Raw genomic sequence first — 20,918 nt, forward strand, 5'->3', positions numbered from 1 at the left:
ATGCCGATCTTGCATAGGGGATGCACGGAGTACATAGGTAGCTATGTAACTCAGCGTACAATGCCCTACCATGAATGAGCCCATCGCGGGGCACGCCCGCTCCCACGATGCCTCGCGATCGCGCCAGCTCTGACCACAAGGTACCCACCGTGACCGCCGCCCTGCCCCCCACCGTCCTGCGCAGCGTCCTCACCGCCCTGATGCTGGCGATATTCCTTGGTGCCCTCGACCAGACCATTGTCGCCGTGTCCATGCCGGCGATTTCCGCGCAGTTCAACGATGTCGGCCTGCTCGCCTGGGTCATCTCCGGCTACATGGTCGCCATGACCATCGCCGTGCCGATCTACGGCAAGCTCGGTGACCTGTACGGGCGGCGGCGCATGATCCTCACCGGCACCGCCCTGTTCACCCTGGCCTCGGTGGCCTGCGGCCTGGCCCAGGACATGCCGCAACTGGTGCTGGCCCGAGTGCTTCAGGGTATCGGCGCAGGCGGCATGGTGTCGGTCAGCCAGGCAATCATCGGCGACTTCGTGCCACCTCGTGAACGCGGTCGCTACCAGGGCTACTTCAGCAGCATGTACGCACTGGCCAGCGTCGCCGGGCCGGTGCTGGGCGGCTGGCTGACCGAGTACCTGTCCTGGCGCTGGGTGTTCTGGATCAACCTGCCGCTGGGGCTGACCGCGCTGTGGGTGATCCACCGGGCGCTGGACGGGCTGCCGGTCAAACATCGCCAGGCCCAGGTCGACTACCTCGGCGCGGTGCTGATGATCCTCGGCCTGGGCAGCCTGCTGCTGGGCATCACCCTAGTCGGCCAGGGACATGCCTGGCAGTCGTCCGAGGTCCTGGTGTTGCTGGCCTGCGCGCTGCTGGGGCTGGCGGCGTTCGTAGTCCACGAGCGGCGCTGCCGCGAGCCATTGCTGCCTCTGGGCCTGTTCGGCAACCGGGTCGCGGTGCTGTGCTGGTGCGTGATCTTCTTCGCCAGTTTCCAGTCCATTTCGCTGACCATGCTGATGCCCCTGCGCTATCAGGGCATCACCGGCGCCGGCGCCGACAGCGCGGCGCTGCACCTGCTGCCACTGGCCATGGGGTTGCCCATCGGCGCCTTCACCGGTGGACGCATGACCAGCCGTACCGGGCGCTTCAAGCCACAGATCCTCACAGGCGCGCTGTTGATGCCAATGGCCATCGCAGCCATGGCGCTGACGCCGCCGCAAGCCTGGTTACAGAGCGCGCTGTTCATGCTGCTGACAGGCATTGCCTGCGGCCTGCAATTTCCCACCTCGCTGGTGGGCACGCAAAGCGCGGTGGACAGCCAGGACATCGGCGTGGCGACCAGCACCACCAACCTGTTCCGCTCGCTGGGTGGGGCAATAGGGGTGGCGTGCATGTCCAGCCTGTTGCTGGCGTGGTTGCACCAGGGTGGCTTCGAAGTGCTGGGCAACCCGCTGCTGGGCAGCCTCAAGGCGGGCGAGGCGGATCCGCACACCCAGGCGCGTTTGCTGGAAACCTTCCGCGACCTCTTGCTGGTCAGTGCCGGAGCTTCGCTGATCGGCCTGTTGGCGGCGCTGGCCTTGCCGGACAGACAGTTGCGCGGGCGCTGAAAGTCGTGGGAGCGGGCTGGCTCCGCGATAGCTCCGCCCAGGCGACATCACGGCCTGAAGGTTGTCATCACCGGGCAAGCCCGCTCCCGCGCTATTAATCCTGCGTTAACCGAAAAGGGATAACACTTCCTCACAATCGTTAACAAAGTGTCATTTGCGCAAGCCAGGGCTCAAGCGCAGCATATCCAGCCCGGTGTCGACCCATTTCTCGACATCGCCCAGCAGGTCGAAGCTCTCCGGGAGCAGCAGCCAGCGGCCAATCAGGCCATCCACATAGGCAAACATGGCCACCGCAGCCCGGTCGATCTCGAGCTCGGCGGGCAACTGGCCACGACGTACTGCATTGCCCAAGGCCAGGGCAATGCTTTGATGGCAGTCCAGCACCGCGCCCTGACGCTGCTGGCGAATCTCACACATGTCGTCGGTGAACTCGCACTTGTGATGCAGGATTTCATTGATACGCCGGGTTCGGGCATCGAGCACCAACTCGTTGAATACTTGCAGCAACAGCTTGCGCATGCAGCCGAGCGGGTCGAGCTCATCCTCGCTTTCACTGGCGCGGGCCAGGTGGTCATGGGTCTCGTGCAGGCTGTCGAGCAGCGCCTGCACCAACTCGGCCTTGTTGCTGAAGTGCCAGTAGATCGCCCCGCGAGTGACGCCGGCGAGCTCAGCGATGTCGGCCAGGGTGGTACGCGCTACCCCGCGCTTGTAGAAGGCCTTCTCCGCCGCCTCGATGATCTGGGCACGGGTTTCCTGGGCTTCTTCTTTGGTTCGACGGACCATGGCAGTACAACCTCATCAGGCCCCGCGCGCTCGATCTGGCGAGCGGGAATCAGGCCGGGGCAGGCTCTTTCAGGGCCGCTCCCGGGTGGATTTGGGCGATCAGCGGTGGTCACTCACGACGCACCGGCACTATTTACAAACAACCATGAATGTAAGTATATTCCTTAGCAAGCTATTTATCCACCGGATAGCGTTTTTCTGACAAAGCACTTCCACTATATTCTTGAGCTCCCCTGCTCCTGCGACCCGAGGATCCTCATGCAATTCAAGCCAGCCGTAACCGCCCTGGTTTCCGCCGTGGCCCTGGCAACCCTGCTCAGTGGCTGTAAGAAAGAGGAAGCAGCGCCTGCGCCGCAGGCTCCTCAGGTCGGCGTCGTGACCGTACAACCGCAAGCCTTCACCCTGACCTCGGAACTGCCGGGGCGCACCAGCGCCTACCGTGTGGCCGAGGTCCGCCCACAGGTGAACGGCATCATTCTCAAGCGCCTGTTCAAGGAAGGCAGCGACGTCAAGGAAGGGCAACAGCTCTACCAGATCGACCCAGCCGTCTACGAGGCGAACCTGGCCAACGCCCAGGCCAACCTGCAGGCTACCCGCTCGCTGGCCGAGCGTTACAAGCAACTGATCGACGAGCAGGCCGTTTCCAAGCAGGAATACGATGACGCCAATGCCAAACGATTGCAGGCCGAGGCGTCTCTCAAGAGCGCCCAGATCGACCTGCGCTACACCAAGGTGCTGGCCCCGATCAGTGGCCGCGTCGGCCGCTCCTCGGTCACCGAAGGCGCCCTGGTGAACAACGGCCAGACCAACGCCATGGCCACCATCCAGCAGCTCGACCCGATCTACGTCGACGTCACCCAGTCCACCGCCGAGCTGCTCAAGCTGCGCCGTGACCTGGAAAGCGGCCAGCTGCAGAAGGCCGGCGACAATGCCGCCCAGGTTCAGCTGGTGCTGGAAGACGGCAGCCTGTTCAAGCAACAGGGCCGCCTGGAGTTCTCCGAAGTCGCGGTCGACGAGACCACCGGTTCCGTCACCCTGCGCGCGATCTTCCCCAACCCCGACCACACCCTGCTGCCCGGCATGTTCGTGCATGCGCGGCTCAAGGCCGGGGTCAACGCCAACGCCATCCTGGCCCCGCAACAAGGCGTGACCCGTGACCTCAAGGGTGCACCGACCGCGCTGGTGGTCAACCAGGAAAACAAGGTCGAACTGCGCCAGCTCAAGGCCAGCCGTACCCTGGGCAGCGACTGGCTGATCGAGGAAGGCCTGAACCCGGGCGACCGCCTGATCACCGAAGGGCTGCAGTTCGTGCGACCCGGCGTCGAGGTCAAGGTCAGCGAAGCCACCAACGTCAAGAAGCCGGCCGGCCCTGCTCAGGCCAACACGGCCAAAGCTGACGCCAAAGCGGAGTAAACCATGTCGAAGTTCTTTATCGATCGCCCGATCTTCGCCTGGGTGATCGCCCTGGTGATCATGCTGGTCGGCGCCCTGTCGATCCTGAAGCTGCCGATCAACCAGTACCCGAGCATCGCCCCACCGGCCATCGCCATCTCCGTGACCTACCCGGGCGCCTCGGCGCAGACGGTGCAGGACACCGTGGTACAGGTGATCGAGCAGCAGCTCAACGGTATCGACAACCTGCGTTATGTGTCGTCGGAAAGTAACTCCGACGGCAGCATGACCATCACTGCCACCTTCGAGCAGGGCACCAACTCGGACACCGCGCAGGTCCAGGTACAGAACAAGCTGAACCTGGCCACCCCGCTGTTGCCGCAGGAAGTGCAGCAGCAAGGTATCCGCGTCACCAAGGCAGTGAAGAACTTCCTGCTGGTGATCGGCCTGGTGTCCGAAGACGGCACCATGACCAAGGACGACCTGGCCAACTACATCGTCTCCAACATGCAGGACCCGATCTCGCGGACCGCAGGCGTGGGCGACTTCCAGGTGTTCGGTGCGCAGTACGCCATGCGTATCTGGCTGGATCCGGCCAAGCTGAACAAGTTCCAGCTGACCCCGGTCGACGTGCGCACCGCGGTCGCCGCGCAGAACGTGCAGGTATCCTCCGGCCAGCTCGGCGGCCTGCCGGCACTGCCAGGTACCCAGCTCAACGCCACCATCATCGGCAAGACCCGTCTGCAGACCGCCGAGCAGTTCGAGAAGATCCTGCTCAAGGTCAATGCCGACGGCTCCCAGGTACGCCTGGGCGACGTGGCCCAGGTTGGCCTGGGCGGCGAAAACTACGCCATCAGCGCCCAGTACAACGGCAAGCCGGCCTCGGGCCTGGCGGTCAAGCTGGCCACCGGCGCCAACGCCCTGGATACCGCCAAGGCGCTGCGCACGACCATCAGCGATCTGGAGCCGTTCTTCCCGCCGGGGGTGAAGGCCGTATTCCCGTATGACACCACCCCGGTGGTCACCGAATCGATCAGCGGGGTAATCCACACCCTGATCGAAGCCGTGGTCCTGGTGTTCCTGGTGATGTACCTGTTCCTGCAGAACTTCCGCGCCACCATCATCACCACCATGACCGTACCGGTGGTATTGCTGGGTACCTTCGGCATCCTCGCCGCCGCCGGCTTCAGCATCAACACCCTGACCATGTTCGCCATGGTCCTGGCCATCGGCCTGCTGGTGGACGATGCCATCGTCGTGGTGGAGAACGTCGAGCGGGTGATGTCCGAGGAAGGGTTGCCGCCCAAGGAAGCGACCAAGCGCTCCATGGAGCAGATCCAGGGAGCCCTGGTGGGTATCGCCCTGGTACTGTCGGCGGTACTGCTGCCGATGGCCTTCTTCGGCGGTTCCACCGGTGTGATCTATCGCCAGTTCTCCATCACCATCGTCTCGGCCATGGGCCTGTCGGTGCTGGTCGCGCTGATCTTCACCCCGGCCCTGTGCGCCACCATGCTCAAGCCGCTGAAGAAGGGCGAGCACCATGTGGCCAAGCGCGGCTTCTTCGGCTGGTTCAACCGCAACTTCGACCGTAGCGTCGTCGGCTATGAGCGTAGCGTCGGCACCATCCTGCGCAACAAGATCCCGTTCCTGCTGGCCTACGCGCTGATCGTGGTCGGCATGATCTGGCTGTTCGCACGCATCCCGACCGCATTCCTGCCGGAAGAAGACCAGGGCGTGCTGTTCGCCCAGGTACAGACCCCGGCCGGCTCCAGCGCCGAGCGCACCCAGGTGGTGGTCGACCAGATGCGTGAGTACCTGCTCGACAAGGAAGCCGACACAGTGGCGTCCGTGTTCACCGTCAACGGCTTCAACTTCGCCGGCCGCGGCCAGAGCTCGGGCATGGCATTCATCATGCTCAAGCCTTGGGGCGAGCGCTCGAAGGAGAACAGCGTGTTCGCCCTCGCCCAGCGCGCGCAGATGCACTTCTTCAGCTTCCGCGACGCGATGGTGTTCGCCTTCGCCCCGCCGGCGGTACTCGAACTGGGTAACGCCACAGGCTTCGACGTGTTCCTCCAGGACCGCGCCGGGGTCGGCCACGAGAAGCTGATGGAAGCGCGCAACCAGTTCCTGGCCAAGGCCGCGCAGAGCAAGATCCTCAGCGCCGTGCGTCCGAACGGCCTGAACGACGAGCCGCAGTACCAGCTGACCATCGACGACGAACGCGCCAGTGCCCTGGGCGTGACCATCGCCGATATCAACAACACCCTGTCGATCGCCCTCGGCGGTAGCTACGTCAACGACTTCATCGACCGTGGCCGGGTCAAGAAGGTCTACATCCAGGGTGCGCCAAACGCCCGGATGAGCCCGGAAGACCTGCAGAAGTGGTACGTGCGCAACGGCAAGGGCGAGATGGTGCCGTTCTCCTCCTTCGCCAAGGGCGAGTGGAGCTATGGCTCGCCGAAACTGTCGCGCTACAACGGCGTGGAAGCGGTCGAGATCCTCGGTACCCCGGCCCCGGGCTACAGTACCGGTGAGGCCATGGCCGAAGTCGAGCGTATCGCCGGCGAACTGCCAACCGGCATCGGCTACTCCTGGACCGGCATGTCCTACGAGGAAAAACTCTCCGGCTCGCAGATGCCGGCGCTGTTCGCCCTCTCGGTGCTGTTCGTGTTCCTCTGCCTGGCGGCGCTGTACGAAAGCTGGTCAATCCCGATCGCGGTCGTGCTGGTAGTGCCACTGGGTATCATCGGTGCCCTGCTCGCCACCAGCCTGCGCGGCCTGTCCAACGACGTGTACTTCCTGGTCGGCCTGCTGACCACCATCGGCCTGGCGGCGAAGAACGCCATCCTGATCGTCGAGTTCGCCAAGGAGCTGCACGAACAGGGCAAAAGCCTGTACGACGCAGCCATCGAGGCCTGCCGCATGCGTCTGCGCCCGATCATCATGACCTCGCTGGCGTTCATCCTCGGCGTGGTACCGTTGACCATCGCCAGCGGCGCTGGCGCCGGCAGCCAGCACGCCATCGGCACCGGTGTGATCGGCGGCATGATCAGCGCCACCGTGCTGGCCATCTTCTGGGTACCGCTATTCTTCGTCGCAGTGTCGTCGCTGTTCGGCAGCAAAGAGCCGAAAGAACACGCCACCCCTGAAACTCCACGTTATGAGGCTGGGCAATGACCAAGTCTTTGTTGTCCCTGGCGGTAACCGCCTTCATCCTCGGCGGTTGCTCGCTGATCCCCGACTACCAGACGCCAGAGGCGCCGGTGGCCGCGCAGTGGCCGCAAGGCCCTGCGTACTCGCCGACCCAATCGGCCGACGTCGCCGCGGCCGAACAGGGCTGGCGCCAGTTCTTCCACGACCCGGCGCTGCAGCAACTGATCCAGACGTCGCTGGAAAACAACCGCGACCTGCGGGTCGCGGCGTTGAACATCGACGCCTACCGCGCGCAGTACCGCATCCAGCGCGCCGACCTGCTGCCGGCGGTTTCCGCCAATGGCAGCGGCAGCCGCCAGCGGATGCCGGCGAACATGTCGCAGACCGGCGAATCCACCATCAGCAGCCAGTACTCGGCTACCCTGGGTGTCAGCGCCTATGAGCTGGACCTGTTCGGCCGGGTGCGCAGCCTGACCCAGCAGGCCCTGGAAACCTACCTGTCCAGCGAACAGGCGCGCCGCTCCACGCAGATCAGCCTGGTGGCCAGCGTGGCCAACGCCTACTACACCTGGCAGGCCGACCAGGCGCTGCTGAAGCTGACCGAAGAAACGCTCAAGACGTACGAAGAGAGCTACAACCTGACCCGCCGCAGCAATGAGGTGGGCGTGGCCTCGGCCCTGGACCTGAGCCAGGCGCGCACTGCCGTCGAAGGCGCTCGCGTCAAGCTGTCGCAGTACCAGCGCCTGGTCGCCCAGGACCTGAACAGCCTCACCGTGCTGGTAGGTACCGGCGTGCCGGCCAACCTGCCCAAGCCGCTGGAGCTCAATGCCGACCAGCTGGCCGAAGTGCCGGCCGGCCTGCCGTCCGACATCCTGCAGCGCCGCCCCGACATCCAGGAGGCCGAGCACCTGCTCAAGGCCGCCAACGCCAACATCGGCGCGGCGCGGGCCGCGTTCTTCCCGAGCATCAGCCTGACCGCCAACGCCGGTACCCTGAGCCCGGATATGGGCGGGCTGTTCAAGGGCGGTTCGGGCACCTGGCTGTTCCAGCCGCAGATCAACCTGCCGATTTTCAACGCCGGCAGCCTGCGCGCCAGCCTGGACTACTCGAAGATCCAGAAGGACATCAACGTCGCCAAGTACGAAAAGACCATCCAGACTGCCTTCCAGGAAGTCGCCGATGGCCTGGCCGCACGCAAGACGTTCGAAGAGCAGCTGCAGGCGCAACGCGACCTGGTCGCGGCCAACCAGGACTACTACCGCCTGGCCGAGCGCCGCTACCGCATCGGTATCGACAGCAACCTGACCTTCCTCGATGCCCAGCGCAACCTGTTCAGCGCCCAGCAGTCGCTGATCGGTGATCGCCTGTCGCAGTTGGTCAGCGAGGTCAACCTGTACAAGGCCCTCGGCGGCGGCTGGTACGAGCAGACCCAGCAGCAGGCTTCGATCCAGACACCGAAAGGCTGACTGGCCCGCTGACAGCATCAAGCCCACCCTTGCGGTGGGCTTTTTGTTGCGCGGTCACATTGCGTTCGATAACCGCCCCGTTCCGCTTGCAACGAATTGCCTAGCCCCCACCCTCCCCCGCACCATCGCCCCCGCAACGTTGCACAAGTTCTCTCTAAAGATGCCCATCCCTGCGGCCGCACCCGCAGCGACCCGGCTCGCCCAATAAAAACAAGAGATCCACGACAGATGAGCACTTTGCAACCCGCACGCCAGCTGCTGCCCGGCCTGTTGGCCCTGTCCTGCGCCCTGCCCGGCGTGGCCGCCGAAGGTGGCTTCCTGGAAGACGCCAAGGCCAGCCTCAACCTGCGCAACTTCTACATCAACCGCAACTTCGTCGACCCGGCCAACCCCCAGGGCAAGGCCGAGGAATGGACCCAGAGCTTCATTCTCGATGCCCGCTCCGGCTTCACCCAGGGCACCGTCGGTTTCGGCATCGATGTGCTGGGGCTGTACTCGGTCAAGCTCGATGGCGGCAAGGGCACAGCCGGCACCCACCTGCTGCCGGTACATGACGACGGCCGCCCGGCGGACGATTTCGGCCGCCTGGGGGTGGCGTTCAAGACGCGCCTGTCGCAGACCGAAATCAAAGTCGGCGAGTGGATGCCGGTGCTGCCGATCCTGCGTTCGGACGATGGCCGCTCGCTCCCGCAGACATTTCGTGGCGGTCAGCTCACCTCGAAGGAGATCGACGGCCTGACCCTGTACGCGGGCCAGTTCCGCGGCAACAGCCCGCGCAACGATGCGAGCATGGAAGACATGTTCATGCAGGGCCGCGCCGGTATCACCTCCGACCGCTTCAACTTCGCCGGCAGCGAATACAGCTTCAACGACAAACGCACGATGCTCGGTCTGTGGGATGCCCGGCTGAAAGACATCTATCGCCAGCAGTATCTGAACCTGGTGCACAGCCAGCCGTTGGGCGACTGGACCCTGGGCGCCAACCTGGGCTACTTCCTCGGCAAGGAGGATGGCAGCGCCCGCGCTGGCGACCTGGACAACCGCACCGCCTCGGCCATGCTCTCGGCACGCTACCAGGGCCACACCTTCTATATCGGCCTGCAGAAGGTCAGTGGCGACGACGCCTGGATGCGGGTCAACGGCACCAGTGGCGGCACACTGGCCAACGACAGTTACAACGCCAGCTTCGACAACGCCAAGGAGCGCTCCTGGCAACTGCGTCACGACTTCAATTTCGTCACCGTCGGCATCCCCGGCCTGACCTTGATGAACCGCTACATCAAAGGCGACAACGTGCATGCCGGAGGAGTGGACGATGGCAAGGAATGGGCCCGGGAGACCGAGCTGGCCTACGTGGTGCAGGCCGGGACCTTCAAGGACCTGTCGGTGAAGTGGCGTAACTCGACCATGCGCAGGGATTTCAGCAGCAACGCGTTCGATGAGAACCGCTTGATTGTCAGCTACCCGTTCAATCTTCTTTGAAGCCAAAGCGGGGCAAGTCGGGTCGCCGCATCGCCGCTCCCACGCCGCCCGCACAACGCAGGAGCGGCGTGGGAGCGGCGATGCGGCGACCCGACTTGCCCCGCGATTGGACCTGCCGCCCGGTAAATAACTAGAAGGCATATTTAAATCAAATAACATTCTTTGACGCTATATGTAACAAGCCGCTAAAACCAAGCTCCGATCCCCGCACCAGAGCCCGAGCATGGACCTCCGCCAACTGCGCTATTTCATCGCCCTCACCGAATACCGCAGTTTCGTCCGCGCCGCCGACGCCATGGGCATCACCCAACCCGCCTTCAGCCGCGCAATCCAGAACCTCGAACATACCTTTGGCTGCTCTCTGGTCGATCGCGCCAGCAAGGCATTGCCCCCCACCCCCGAGGGCCAAGTGGTGTTGCAACATGCCCGTCGCCTGGTCCAGGGCGCCGCGCAACTGAACAACGACGTCCTGCAGATGACCAAACTCGATGCCGGAGAGCTGCACTTCGGCAGCGGCCCGGCCCTGGCCGTGCGCCTGGTGCCCCAGGCCCTGCAATATTTCATCAGCACTCATCCCGGTATCCGCACCGACCTGCTGGTGGACAATGCCGAGCGCCTGGGCCAGGCCCTGCGTCGCGAGCAGATCGAGTTTTTCGTCGATGATGTGCGGCCCTTCGAGGCCGATCCCAACTTCCACACCGAGGCACTGTCCCCGCGTCCCGGCCTGTTCTTCTGCCGCCCCGGGCACCCATTGCTGGCCAAGGACAGCCTGTCGACCAACGATCTGTTCGCCTACCCGCTGGCCAGCGCCCTGCTGGCCCCCGGCGTGCGCAAACGCCTGGCCAATCTCAGCGGACGCACCGACTTCACCCCGCACCTGCAGACCGAGCACCTGGCGGTGCTGCGCAGCGTGGTGCTGGCCAGCGACGCCATCGGCACGGCCAGCGAAGAGGCGGTGGTCGAGGACCTGGCCGCCGGCCATCTGGTGCGTCTGCACTGGCGCAACCTGCCGCCAGGTCTGGAAGTACTCAGCGTGCGCTGTGGAGTGATCAGTCGCAGTGGCCAGCGCCTGTCACCGGCGGCGCGGGCAATGATCGACACCCTGGTCAGCCTGGATGCTGCCCCATAGCCCGCAGACGTGGCGCATCGACAATCTCCACCTCGCCATAGCCCAGGCGCACCACGCCGGCCTGTTCGAGGCTCCTGAGGATCTGGTTGATGGTCTGGCGCGATAGCGACAGCATCAAGGCCAGCTGTTCCTGGGACACCTGCAGCCGCCATTGGGCGACATCGCGCTCACCGTAGCCCTCGGCCATCTGCACCAGCCGTTGCGCCACCCGCGGCGCGGCGGCCAGCAGGCTCTGCTGCTCGAGGGCGACGAACACCCAGCGCAACTTGTGGCTCATCAGCAGGGCCAGGTCGCGCCAGTGCTCTGGCTGGCAGGCCAACCATTCCAGCAACGGCGCCTGGGGAATCCACAGCAGGCGTGTCGACCCCTCGGCATAGGCGTCATGGGTGCGCGGCTGGCCATCGAACAGGCTGATCTCGCCGAACCAATGGGGTGACTCGACCAGCGTCAGCAACGCCTCCTTGCCTGCGCTGCTGACCGCCCCGACCCGCATCGCCCCTTCGAGTACCGCATACAGGCCACACGGCGCATCGCCGCGCTGGAACAGACGCTGCCCTGCTGCCAGCTCACGCGGACGGCCCAGGGCCAGCAGACTATCCTGAACGGTAACGGGCAACTGCCGGAACCATTGGCCATGCAGCAGCTGAGTACGCGGATCGTGCATGGCACCTCGCAAAGCGAACTCTGTCGGCCAGGCGACAGACGACGATGAATGAACAGGGGCAAGCTGTGCTTACCCCTGATGGAGGAACAACAATGAAAAACCTCGTCGAGCACCTGAGTCAATATGCGGCCTACCACCGCGATCCACGCAACATCGCCACCCACTTCATCGGCATTCCGCTGATCGTGCTGGCCGTGGCCGTGCTGCTGTCACGCCCGGGCTGGGACGTGGCGGGCCTCTGGCTGTCGCCGGCACTGCTGCTGGCGATCTGGTCGGTGTGGTTCTACCTGCGCCTGGACCTGCGCTTCGGCCTGGTGATGGGCCTGCTGCTGGGCTTGTGCCTGTGGGCCGGCCAGGTGCTGGCCGTGCAGAGTACCGGGCTGTGGTTGAGTGCCGGGCTGGGTGCGTTCGTGGTGGGCTGGATCATCCAGTTCGTCGGACATGCCTACGAAGGGCGCAAGCCGGCATTCGTCGATGACCTGAGCGGGCTGATCGTCGGGCCGCTGTTCGTGGTGGCGGAGCTGGCGTTCATGGCTGGGCTGTGCGGCGAGCTGAAAAAGGCCGTGGAGGCCAATGCCGGGCCTGTCGCCGTTCGCCAGAAGAAAGCAGTCATCTGAAGTAATCGCGGGGCAAGTCGCATCGGCGCACCGCCGCTCCCACGCGCCAATTCCAGAGGCGTGGGAGCGATGCGTTACTGCCTGGACTCCACCCCGAGTTCATCCCACACCGACTCGGCCAGGTGGAACGTGGCGTTGGCCGCCGGGATCCCGCAGTAGATCGCGCTCTGCATGATCACTTCCTTGATTTCCTCCCGGGTCACACCATTGTTGGCGGCCGCGCGCAGGTGCAGCTTGAGTTCGTCGTTGCGGTTCATGCCGATCAGCATGGCGATGGTGATCAGGCTGCGGGTGTGCCGGGGCAGGCCGGGGCGGGTCCAGATATCGCCCCAGGCGTGCCGGGTGATCATCTCCTGGAACTCGCCGTTGAAATCATTGAGCTTTTCCAGGCTGCGGTCCACGTGGGCATCGCCGAGCACCGCGCGACGCACCTGCATGCCGGCTTCGTAACGTTGTTTCTCATCCATGGCAGGTTCCTCAGCGGGCCAGCAGGAAATCGAGCACACGGGCGGTGAAGGCCGCGCCGATCTCGACGTTGGACAGGTGCGCCGCCGGGAACTCGGCATAGGTCGCGTTGACGATGCGGCTGTGCATGAAGCGGCCATGCTCAGGCGTGGTGACCACGTCTGCGGTGCCCGCCACCACCAGCGTCGGCACCTGGATGCGCCCCAGCTGTTCGCGGTAATCGGCATCACGTACCGCCGCGCAGTTGGCGGCATAGCCTTCTGGGCTGGTGTGCGCGAGCATCTGGCAGATGCGCTGGGCCTCGGCCGGCTGGGCCTGGGCGAAGGCCGGGGTGAACCAACGGGCGATGGAGCCGTCGCGCAGGTCCGCCATGGCTTGCTGCCCCCCCTTGAGCACCGTGTCGATGCGAGAGTTCCAAACCTCGTCGTTGGCGATCTTCGCCGCGGTGTTGCACAGGGTCAGGCTGTGCAGGCGGTGGCCGGCGTTGATGCCCAGCCACTGGCCGATCAGGCCGCCCATGGACAGGCCGACGAAGTGCGCATGCTCGATGTCCAGCGCATCGAGCAGGGCCAACACGTCGCCCCCCAGCTGTGCGATGCTGTAGGGGCCTTGAGTGACCAGCGAGCCGCCATGGCCACGGGTGTCGTAACGCAGCACGCGAAAGTGTTCGCTCCAGGCGGGAATCTGCTCATCCCACATGCCCAGGTCGGTGCCCAGGGAGTTGGACAGCACCAGCACCTGCGCATCGGCCGGGCCATCGAGTTGGTAGTTCAGTACGCCATCGGCCAGTTGCAAATGCGCCACAGCGGTCTCCTATCAGGCAGTGAAACGTTGATGTTCGGCCACGGCGCGCGCCACCCAGACGCGGGCCTGGCCCAGGTAATGGGTGGGGTCGAGCAGGCGGTCGAGCTCTTCGCCGGACAACTCGGCGTTGACCTGCGGCTCATCACCGAGCACTGCACGCAGATGGCGCCCTTCGGCCACGGCGCGCTGGCAGCACTGCTCCAGCAGGTGATGGGCACGGTCGCGGCCCAGGCGTTGGGCGAGGACGATACTGACCGCCTCGGCCAGCACCAGGCCCTGGGTGAGGTCGAGGTTGCGGCGCATGCGTTCGGCGTCCACCTCCATGCCTTCGGCGATTAGCTGGGCCTGGCGCAGGGCTCCGGAGACCAGGCAGCAGATCTCCGGCAGGGTTTCCCACTCGGCGTGCCACAGGCCGAGGCTGCGTTCGTGCTCCTGAGGCATCGCGCTGAACAAGGTCGAGAGCAGCCCGGGCACGCGGGTAGCGGCGCCGATCAGCACCGCCGCCCCGACCGGATTGCGTTTATGCGGCATGGTCGAGGACCCGCCCTTGCCCGGTGCGGTGGGTTCGAACAACTCGCCCGCCTCGGTCTGCATCAGCAGGCTGACGTCACGGCCGAACTTGCCCAGGCTGCCGGCGACCAGGCCCAGCACCGAGGCGAACTCCACCAGGCGATCGCGCTGGGTGTGCCACGGCTGTTCGGGCAAGGCCAGCTTCAGTTGCGCGGCCAGGGCCTCGGCCACCGGCAGCGCTTTGCTGCCCAGCGCCGCCAGGCTGCCGGAAGCGCCACCGAACTGCAGCACCAGCAGGCGCGGGCGCAGTTCCTTGAGGCGTTGCCGATGTCGAGTCAGGGCGCCGAGCACACCGGCCAGCTTCATGCCCAGCGTCACCGGCGTGGCATGCTGCAGCCAGGTCCGCCCCACCAGCGGCGTGTCGGCATGCTGCAATGCCTGATGCGCCAGGGTGTCGGCCAGCTTGCCGAGATCGTTTTCGAGCAATCCCAGGGCCTCGCGCAGTTGCAGCACCAGGCCGCTGTCCATCGCATCCTGGCTGGTGGCGCCCAGGTGCACGTAGCGCTCGGCCTCGGGTACGCCACTGGCGACCACCTTGCCCAGGGCCTTGACCAGCGGGATCGCCGAATTGCCGGCCACCGCGATGGCGTCTGCCAGCGCCCGGGCATCGTAGCGCTCGGCCTTGCAGGCCGCCTCGATGGCAGTCACCGCCGTGTGCGGCACCAGCCCGGCGGCCGCTTCGGCGCGGGCCAGGGCCGCCTCGAAGTCGAGCATGCCCTGTAACCGGCCCCGGTCCGAGAAAACCTCGCGCATGGCCGGGGCGGTGAAGTAGGCGTCGAACAGTTGGTTGCTCATGCAACGTCCTTAGTGATCGTGGTGCAGGTACGCCGCCTGCTTTGGCAGGCGCAGGCTGAACAGGAAAGCCACCGCCATCATGGCGGTCACGTACCAGTAGAAGGTGTTCTCCATCCCCAAGGTTTTCAAGCCCAGTGCCACGTATTCGGCCGAGCCGCCGAACACCGCGTTGGCCACGGCGTAGGCCAGCCCCACGCCCAATGCGCGAACCTGTGGCGGGAACATCTCGGCCTTCACCAGGCCGCTGATGGAGGTGTAGAAGCTGACGATGCACAAGGCCAGGGTCACCAGCACGAAGGCCATGAACGGGCTGGTCACGGTCTTCAGCGCCATCAGCAAGGGGACGGTGAATAGCGTCCCCAGGGCGCCGAACAGCAGCATCGAATTACGCCGACCGATGCGGTCGGAGAGCATGCCGAACAGCGGCTGCAGGATCATGAACAGGAACAGCGCGCCGGTCATGACGAAACTCGCGCTCTTGGCGTTCATGCCGGCGGTGTTGACCAGGTACTTCTGCATGTAGGTGGTGAAGGTATAGAAGATCAGCGAACCACCGGCGGTATAGCCCAGCACCGTGATGAACGCGGCAGCGTGATTGCGGAACAGCCCGCTGATGCTGCCGGCATCCTTGTCCTGGCGGGTCTCGGCGCTGCTGGTCTCCTTCAGCGAACGGCGCAGCATCAGCGAGATCAACGCGGCAATGGCACCGACCACGAACGGGATGCGCCAGCCATAGGCGCGCAGTTCGTCCTCGGTGAGCAGTTGCTGCAGGATCACCACCACCAGCACCGCCAGCAACTGGCCGCCAATCAGGGTGACGTACTGGAACGAGGCAAAGAAACCGCGTTGGCCACGCAGCGCCACTTCGCTCATGTAGGTGGCGGTAGTGCCGTACTCGCCGCCCACCGACAGCCCCTGGATCAACCGCGCCAGCAACAGCAGCGCTGGCGCCCAGGTGCCGATGCTGGCGTAGGTGGGCAGGCAGGCGATGATCAGCGAGCCGCCACACATCATCAGCACCGAGATCATCAGCGAGTTCTTGCGCCCGTGACGGTCGGCCAGGCGGCCGAAGATCCAGCCGCCGATGGGGCGCATCAAGAAGCCTGCTGCGAACACACCGGCGGTGTTGAGCAACTGCACCGTGGGGTCGTCGGAGGGGAAGAAGGCCGGGGCGAAGTAGATGGCGCAGAAGGCGTAGACATAGAAGTCGAACCACTCCACCAGGTTGCCCGACGAGGCGCCGACGATGGCGAAGATACGCTTGCTGCGTTCTTCACCGGTGTAATAGGTTGAGGTCATGGTGCGTTTGCTCCTGGAGGGTCACAGGTAATTCTAGACATACCTGGTTACACACTCGTTCCGCCTTGCCCGTGCGTCATGGCTACCGGCCTCTTCGCGGGAGCGCTGGGTTCCAAAGGATCAGATCCTTTCAATAGCCAACGCCAAGCCCTGCCCAACGCCCACACACATGGTCGCCAACCCCTTGCGCCCGCCGCTCTTCTCCAGCTGATGCAACGCCGTCAGCACCAGACGTGCCCCGCTCATGCCCAGCGGATGCCCCAGGGCGATGGCGCCACCGTTGGGGTTCACCTGCGGTGCGTCGTCTGCCACACCCAGCTCGCGCAACACCGCCAGGCCCTGGCTGGCAAAGGCTTCATTGAGCTCGATGACATCGAAGTCGGCCACGGCAATGCCAAGGCGCTCGGTCAGCTTGCGCACCGCGGGTACCGGGCCGACGCCCATCACCCGTGGCGCCACACCGGCGCTGGCCATGCCCAGTACCCGAGCACGCGGGGTCAGACCGTGCGTCTTCACCGCCTCGGCCGACGCCAGAATCAGCGCGGCGGCACCGTCGTTGACACCCGAGGCGTTGCCAGCGGTAACGGTCTTCGCCGGGCCGTTGACCGGTTTGAGCTTGGCCAGGGCCTCCAGCGTGGTCTGCGGGCGCAGATGTTCGTCGTGCTCGACCACCGTCTCACCCTTGCGGTGCTGGATACGCACCTGCACGATTTCCTCGGCGAAAAAGCCGGCGGCCTGGGCGGCGGCAGCCTTCTGCTGGCTGCGCAGGGCGAAGGCATCCTGGTCGGCACGCGATACCTGGTAATCATCGGCGACGTTGTCGGCGGTCTCGGGCATCGAGTCCACACCGAACTCAGCTTTCATCAACGGATTGACGAAGCGCCAGCCGATGGTGGTGTCCTCGAGCTTCATGTTGCGCGAGTAGCCGCTCTCGGCCTTGCCCATCACGAACGGTGCGCGGGACATCGACTCGACGCCACCGGCAATGGCCAGCTCCATCTCGCCGCTGGCGATGGCCCGGAAGGCGCTGCCGACGGCGTCCATGCCCGAGGCGCACAGGCGGTTGAGGGTCACGCCCGGGACGCTGTGTGGCAAGCCGGCCAGCAACAGCGCCATGCGCGCCACGTTACGGTTGTCCTCGCCAGCCTGGTTGGCGCAGCCGAAGAACACTTCGTCGAGCCGGTCCCATTGCACACCCGGGTTACGCTCGATCAATGCCTTGAGCGGCACTGCCGCCAGGTCATCGGCGCGTACGCCGGCCAGGGCCCCGCCGAAACGGCCGATAGGGGTACGAACAGCGTCGCAGATGAAGACGTCACGCATCAGGCTTCTCCTGCCGTCTGGCCATGGGCGGCGGCGGTACGCGCTTCAAGATCGCGCAAAGCGGACAGCTCTACCTCGCTTGGTGCCGCGGTTTGCTGCACGTCCTCGGCAAAGCGGATCGCCCAGCCAGTGGCTTTGATGATCTGCTCGCGGGTCACGCCTGGGTGGATCGAGGTGACCACGAACTCGTGGGTCCCCGCCTCCGGCTCCATGATGCACAGGTCGGTAATGATGCCGACCGGCCCCTCACCCCGCAGGCCCAGGCGCTGGCGCGAATCGCCGCCTTCGCCATGGCCGACCGAGGTGATGAAGTCGAGCTTGTCGACGAAGGCCCGCGGCGACTGCTTGAGGATGATCAGCACCTGCTTGGCGGAACCGGCGATCTCCGGCGCGCCGCCTGCACCCGGCAGACGGGTCTTCGGTGCGTGGTAGTCACCGACCACGGTGGTGTTGATGTTACCGAAGCGGTCAACCTGGGCGGCGCCGAGAAAGCCGACGTCGATGCGCCCGCCTTGCAGCCAGTAGCGGAAGATCTCGCCGGTCGGCACCACGGTGTCGGCGGTCTCGGCCAGCTCGCCGTCCCCGATGGACAGCGGCAGCACGCTGGGTTTGGCACCGATCGGGCCGGACTCGTAGATCAGCACCACGTCAGGCGACGAGGTCAGGCGCGCCAGGTTGGCGGCCTTGGACGGCAGGCCGATACCAACGAAGCAGACAGCGCCGTTGCGCAGGCGACGGGCGGCGGCGACGGTCATCATTTCGGAAGTGGAATAGCTCATTGCGCGGCCTCCGCGGTGCTGGCCATCCTGGCCTGGAATTCGGTGAAATCGGCGGTGCCACGGATATAGGTGTCGATCCAGGCAGTGAACGACTCACGGTTACGGGCAATCGGGTCCCAGGCCTGGTAGAAGCGGTTGTCGCGCTCGTAGTAGCCGTGGGCGTAGGACGGGTGGGCGCCGCCGGGCACCAGGCACACCGCGCTGAGGGCCCAGGTCGGCAACACACAGGCATTCATCGGTGCCTGCAGGTCATCGACGATCTCCTCCACGGTGACAATGCAGCGCTTGGCTGCCAGCGCCGCTTCCTTCTGCACGCCGAGAATGCCCCACAGCAGCACGTTGCCCTTGCGGTCGGCCTTCTGCGCATGGATCACGGTGACGTCCGGGCGCACCGACGGCACGGCGGCGAGCACTTCGCCAGTGAACGGGCAAGTAACAGACTTGATCAGCGGGTTGACCTTCGGCAGGTCGGAGCCGGCGTAGGCGCGCAGCACCGCGAACGGCAGGCCGGAGGCGCCGGCGACATAGGCGTTGGCCAGGTCGGCGTGGCTGTGCTCCTCGATCTCGATGGCGTGGGGCCACTGTTTCTCCACCGCGTCGCGCAGGCGGTGCAGCGAACCGACGCCGGGGTTGCCGCCCCAGGAGAAGATCAATTTGCGCGCGCAGCCGGCGCCGATCAGTTGGTCGTAGATCAGGTCCGGGGTCATGCGCACCAGGGTCAGGTCGCGCTTGCCCTGGCGAATGATCTCGTGGCCGGCGGCGGTCGGGATCAGGTGGGTGAAACCTTCGAGGGCGACACTGTCGCCATCCTGGATGAACTGCTTCACGGCCTCGTGAAGCGAGAGGATTGCTGCCATTGGAGACTCCTGGTCAGGTCGAGTCGGGTCAGTGAGCAGCGGACCGATGCATCGCTGCGATGGGCCCAGATTAAGGAGACTGAGGGGGTTATCTCAATCCGATAATCGCACTTTTGTGCGATTATCGAACCATTTGTTACCCTGCTATTTATACGCTCCTGCAGGAGCGAGCCACCCAGACCTCAGGTCGCATCCGCGTGGCTGACCAACCCTTTCACCACGACAGCCACCGCGGCCAATGCCGCTGGCACCAGCAGTGCCGTCAGCACCTGCTCGAAATTCCACCCCAACCCCAGCAGCGTAGCCCCGCTCCAGGCGCCGAGAATCGCGCCGAAGCGACCGATCCCGAGCATCCAGGAAACGCCTGTGGCACGGCCTTGGGTCGGATAGAAGCGCGCCGCCAGCGAGGGCATGGCCGATTGCGCGCCGTTCACGCACATGCCGGCAACCAGCACCAGGGTCGCCAGCAAGGTGATGTTGCCCAGGCTTTGCCCAACGGCGTAGGCGAACACACCTGCGAGCAAATAGAAGATGCCGATCACCTTGTGCGGGTTGAAGCGGTCCATGGCCCAACCCACTGCCACCGCGCTCAGCACCCCGCCAAACTGGAACAATGCGCCGATGAAGGCGGCCTGCTCCATGCTTGCGCCGCTGTCGCGCATCAGTGTCGGCAGCCAGCTGGTCAGCAGGTAGACGATCACCAGGCCCATGAAATAGGTCAGCCACAGCAATACGGTGCCCAGGCCATAGGTACCCGAGAAGATCACCGCAAACACGTTGCGCGCCGCCACCGCCTTCTGTTCCGGCACACTGAAGCTCGATGCCTGGGCCACCTGTTCAGGATTGATCGGCGCCAGGGTCTTGCGCACCTTGTCGGCGCCGCGATTGCGCACCACCAGAAAGCGCGCCGACTCCGGCAACCAGGCCAACAGCACCACTGCCAGCAGCAGCGGCAGCACGCCACCGATCACCAGCAGGCTGTGCCAGCCGTAGGCCGGGATCAGCTTGGCCGAGATGAAACCACCGCCGGCCATGCCCAGGTTGAAACCACAGAACATGCTGGTCACCAGCAACGACTTGAGGCGCTCCGGGGTGTATTCCGACAACAAGGTGGTGGCGTTGGGCATGCCAGCTCCAAGGCCCAGACCGGTCAGAAAGCGCAACACCAGCAATTGGTCGACATTGCTCGCGTAGGCCGAGGCCAGGCTGAAGCCACCGAACACCAGTACCGCGCCCACCAGCACGCCCTTGCGTCCGAAGCGGTCGGCCAGCGGGCCGGAGCCGAGGGCGCCGAACACCATGCCGATCAGCGCGGCGCTCATCACCGGGCCGAGACTGGCTCGGTCGATGCCCCACTCCTGGGACAGCGCCGGGGCGATGAAACCCATGGCGGCGGTGTCCAGACCATCGAGAAAGACGATCAGGAAGCACAGGATCACCACCCGCCACTGATAACGGGACAGCGGCTGGGCATTGATGAAGGACTGGACGTCGAGGCAGTTGCCGACAGCGGATTGTGGCTTGTTCATTATTGTTATCCGGGAGTTGGGCGCAGGCAGGCTACCGCGCAGGGCGGATGCACTGGAACAGGAAACAGCGGATACGACGGCCGAGGCTCAGCCGGAGTGCAGCAGCACCGTGCGCGGGTGTGACCGCGACAGCGAAGGGACAGTGGTCATGGGGATGCCCTCGGGCCTGTTGTTATTATCCGGTCGGCGCAGCCGACACGTGCGACAGAC

At 65.1% G+C, this 20,918-nt stretch carries 17 protein-coding genes; 7 read left to right on the forward strand and 10 right to left on the reverse strand.

From position 1 onward, the window contains the following. Positions 1-149: 149 nt before the first annotated feature. Positions 150-1,601, forward strand: coding sequence for an MDR family MFS transporter (locus tag CCOS191_RS21460; RefSeq protein ID WP_046857897.1), 1,452 nt, complete (start codon positions 150-152; stop codon positions 1,599-1,601). Positions 1,602-1,751: 150 nt separating this feature from the next. On the opposite strand, the gene ttgR is transcribed toward CCOS191_RS21460, so the two are convergent. Then, positions 1,752-2,384 carry an efflux transport transcriptional regulator TtgR gene (gene ttgR, locus CCOS191_RS21465; RefSeq protein ID WP_023630222.1) on the reverse strand — a complete coding sequence of 211 codons (633 nt, stop codon included), beginning with the start codon at positions 2,382-2,384 and terminating at the stop codon, positions 1,752-1,754. Positions 2,385-2,642: 258 nt separating this feature from the next. Between ttgR and ttgA the strand changes: the two genes are divergently transcribed. The 5 genes from ttgA (at position 2,643) to CCOS191_RS21490 (ending at position 11,006) form a co-directional block, all read left to right on the forward strand. Beyond that, positions 2,643-3,797 carry a toluene efflux RND transporter periplasmic adaptor subunit TtgA gene (gene ttgA, locus CCOS191_RS21470; protein ID WP_046856913.1) on the forward strand — a complete coding sequence of 385 codons (1,155 nt, stop codon included), beginning with the start codon at positions 2,643-2,645 and terminating at the stop codon, positions 3,795-3,797. Between the two features lie 3 nt (positions 3,798-3,800). After that, complete coding sequence (gene ttgB / locus CCOS191_RS21475; RefSeq protein WP_046856914.1) at positions 3,801-6,953, forward strand: multidrug efflux RND transporter permease subunit TtgB; 3,153 nt, start codon at positions 3,801-3,803, stop codon at positions 6,951-6,953. After that, positions 6,950-8,395: an AdeC/AdeK/OprM family multidrug efflux complex outer membrane factor gene (locus tag CCOS191_RS21480; protein ID WP_046856915.1), complete on the forward strand. Its 1,446-nt coding sequence runs from the start codon at positions 6,950-6,952 to the stop codon at positions 8,393-8,395. The genes ttgB and CCOS191_RS21480 overlap by 4 nt, the downstream gene beginning before the upstream one ends. 228 nt (positions 8,396-8,623) lie before the next feature. Continuing rightward, positions 8,624-9,877 (forward strand): OprD family porin, encoded by a 1,254-nt coding sequence (locus CCOS191_RS21485; RefSeq protein WP_046856916.1) that lies wholly within the window; start codon positions 8,624-8,626, stop codon positions 9,875-9,877. Between the two features lie 223 nt (positions 9,878-10,100). Beyond that, positions 10,101-11,006, forward strand: coding sequence for a LysR family transcriptional regulator (locus CCOS191_RS21490; protein ID WP_046856917.1), 906 nt, complete (start codon positions 10,101-10,103; stop codon positions 11,004-11,006). On the opposite strand, the gene CCOS191_RS21495 is transcribed toward CCOS191_RS21490, so the two are convergent. Further along, positions 10,984-11,670, reverse strand: a complete 687-nt coding sequence (locus CCOS191_RS21495; RefSeq protein ID WP_046856918.1) for a Crp/Fnr family transcriptional regulator — start codon at positions 11,668-11,670, stop codon at positions 10,984-10,986. The two genes, CCOS191_RS21490 and CCOS191_RS21495, sit on opposite strands and share 23 nt — an antisense overlap. Positions 11,671-11,762: 92 nt before the next feature. On the opposite strand from CCOS191_RS21495, the gene CCOS191_RS21500 reads away from it, so the two are divergent. After that, positions 11,763-12,287: an Mpo1 family 2-hydroxy fatty acid dioxygenase gene (locus CCOS191_RS21500; RefSeq protein WP_046856919.1), complete on the forward strand. Its 525-nt coding sequence runs from the start codon at positions 11,763-11,765 to the stop codon at positions 12,285-12,287. A gap of 74 nt (positions 12,288-12,361) precedes the next feature. On the opposite strand, the gene pcaC is transcribed toward CCOS191_RS21500, so the two are convergent. From pcaC to CCOS191_RS21540, 8 genes are all read right to left on the reverse strand, one after another. Beyond that, entirely contained in the window at positions 12,362-12,754 is a 393-nt protein-coding gene (pcaC, locus tag CCOS191_RS21505) for a 4-carboxymuconolactone decarboxylase (RefSeq protein WP_046856920.1), read from the reverse strand. Between the two features lie 10 nt (positions 12,755-12,764). Beyond that, complete coding sequence (gene pcaD, locus CCOS191_RS21510; protein WP_046856921.1) at positions 12,765-13,556, reverse strand: 3-oxoadipate enol-lactonase; 792 nt, start codon at positions 13,554-13,556, stop codon at positions 12,765-12,767. 12 nt (positions 13,557-13,568) lie between these two features. Beyond that, positions 13,569-14,921 carry a 3-carboxy-cis,cis-muconate cycloisomerase gene (locus CCOS191_RS21515; protein WP_046856922.1) on the reverse strand — a complete coding sequence of 451 codons (1,353 nt, stop codon included), beginning with the start codon at positions 14,919-14,921 and terminating at the stop codon, positions 13,569-13,571. Between the two features lie 9 nt (positions 14,922-14,930). After that, the gene (locus tag CCOS191_RS21520) at positions 14,931-16,220 is read right to left on the reverse strand and encodes an MFS family transporter (RefSeq protein ID WP_023632037.1); all 1,290 of its coding nucleotides are present in this window, start codon (positions 16,218-16,220) and stop codon (positions 14,931-14,933) included. Positions 16,221-16,340: 120 nt separating this feature from the next. Then, entirely contained in the window at positions 16,341-17,546 is a 1,206-nt protein-coding gene (gene pcaF, locus CCOS191_RS21525) for a 3-oxoadipyl-CoA thiolase (RefSeq protein ID WP_172670935.1), read from the reverse strand. Then, positions 17,543-18,322, reverse strand: a complete 780-nt coding sequence (locus CCOS191_RS21530) for a CoA-transferase subunit beta (protein WP_046856924.1) — start codon at positions 18,320-18,322, stop codon at positions 17,543-17,545. The genes pcaF and CCOS191_RS21530 overlap by 4 nt, the downstream gene beginning before the upstream one ends. Continuing rightward, the gene (locus tag CCOS191_RS21535; protein WP_046856925.1) at positions 18,319-19,179 is read right to left on the reverse strand and encodes a CoA transferase subunit A; all 861 of its coding nucleotides are present in this window, start codon (positions 19,177-19,179) and stop codon (positions 18,319-18,321) included. The genes CCOS191_RS21530 and CCOS191_RS21535 overlap by 4 nt, the downstream gene beginning before the upstream one ends. Positions 19,180-19,361: 182 nt before the next feature. Next, a complete protein-coding gene (locus CCOS191_RS21540) occupies positions 19,362-20,708 on the reverse strand; it encodes an MFS transporter (protein ID WP_046856926.1) in 1,347 nt (448 codons plus the stop codon). Positions 20,709-20,918 lie beyond the last annotated feature (210 nt).

It is taken from the genome of Pseudomonas sp. CCOS 191 (genome assembly GCF_001007005.1).
In the GTDB taxonomy this organism is placed as follows: domain Bacteria; phylum Pseudomonadota; class Gammaproteobacteria; order Pseudomonadales; family Pseudomonadaceae; genus Aquipseudomonas; species Aquipseudomonas soli.

Coding starts and splice junctions, on each gene's coding strand:
- CCOS191_RS21500 (WP_046856919.1), top strand. CDS start 11,763: ATGAAAAACCTCGTCGAGCACCTGAGTCAATATGCGGCCTACCACCGC.
- ttgB (WP_046856914.1), top strand. CDS start 3,801: ATGTCGAAGTTCTTTATCGATCGCCCGATCTTCGCCTGGGTGATCGCC.
- ttgA (WP_046856913.1), top strand. CDS start 2,643: ATGCAATTCAAGCCAGCCGTAACCGCCCTGGTTTCCGCCGTGGCCCTG.
- CCOS191_RS21535 (WP_046856925.1), bottom strand. CDS start 19,179: ATGGCAGCAATCCTCTCGCTTCACGAGGCCGTGAAGCAGTTCATCCAG.
- CCOS191_RS21490 (WP_046856917.1), top strand. CDS start 10,101: ATGGACCTCCGCCAACTGCGCTATTTCATCGCCCTCACCGAATACCGC.
- CCOS191_RS21540 (WP_046856926.1), bottom strand. CDS start 20,708: ATGAACAAGCCACAATCCGCTGTCGGCAACTGCCTCGACGTCCAGTCC.
- pcaC (WP_046856920.1), bottom strand. CDS start 12,754: ATGGATGAGAAACAACGTTACGAAGCCGGCATGCAGGTGCGTCGCGCG.
- CCOS191_RS21480 (WP_046856915.1), top strand. CDS start 6,950: ATGACCAAGTCTTTGTTGTCCCTGGCGGTAACCGCCTTCATCCTCGGC.
- ttgR (WP_023630222.1), bottom strand. CDS start 2,384: ATGGTCCGTCGAACCAAAGAAGAAGCCCAGGAAACCCGTGCCCAGATC.
- CCOS191_RS21485 (WP_046856916.1), top strand. CDS start 8,624: ATGAGCACTTTGCAACCCGCACGCCAGCTGCTGCCCGGCCTGTTGGCC.
- CCOS191_RS21515 (WP_046856922.1), bottom strand. CDS start 14,921: ATGAGCAACCAACTGTTCGACGCCTACTTCACCGCCCCGGCCATGCGC.
- CCOS191_RS21530 (WP_046856924.1), bottom strand. CDS start 18,322: ATGAGCTATTCCACTTCCGAAATGATGACCGTCGCCGCCGCCCGTCGC.
- CCOS191_RS21495 (WP_046856918.1), bottom strand. CDS start 11,670: ATGCACGATCCGCGTACTCAGCTGCTGCATGGCCAATGGTTCCGGCAG.
- CCOS191_RS21520 (WP_023632037.1), bottom strand. CDS start 16,220: ATGACCTCAACCTATTACACCGGTGAAGAACGCAGCAAGCGTATCTTC.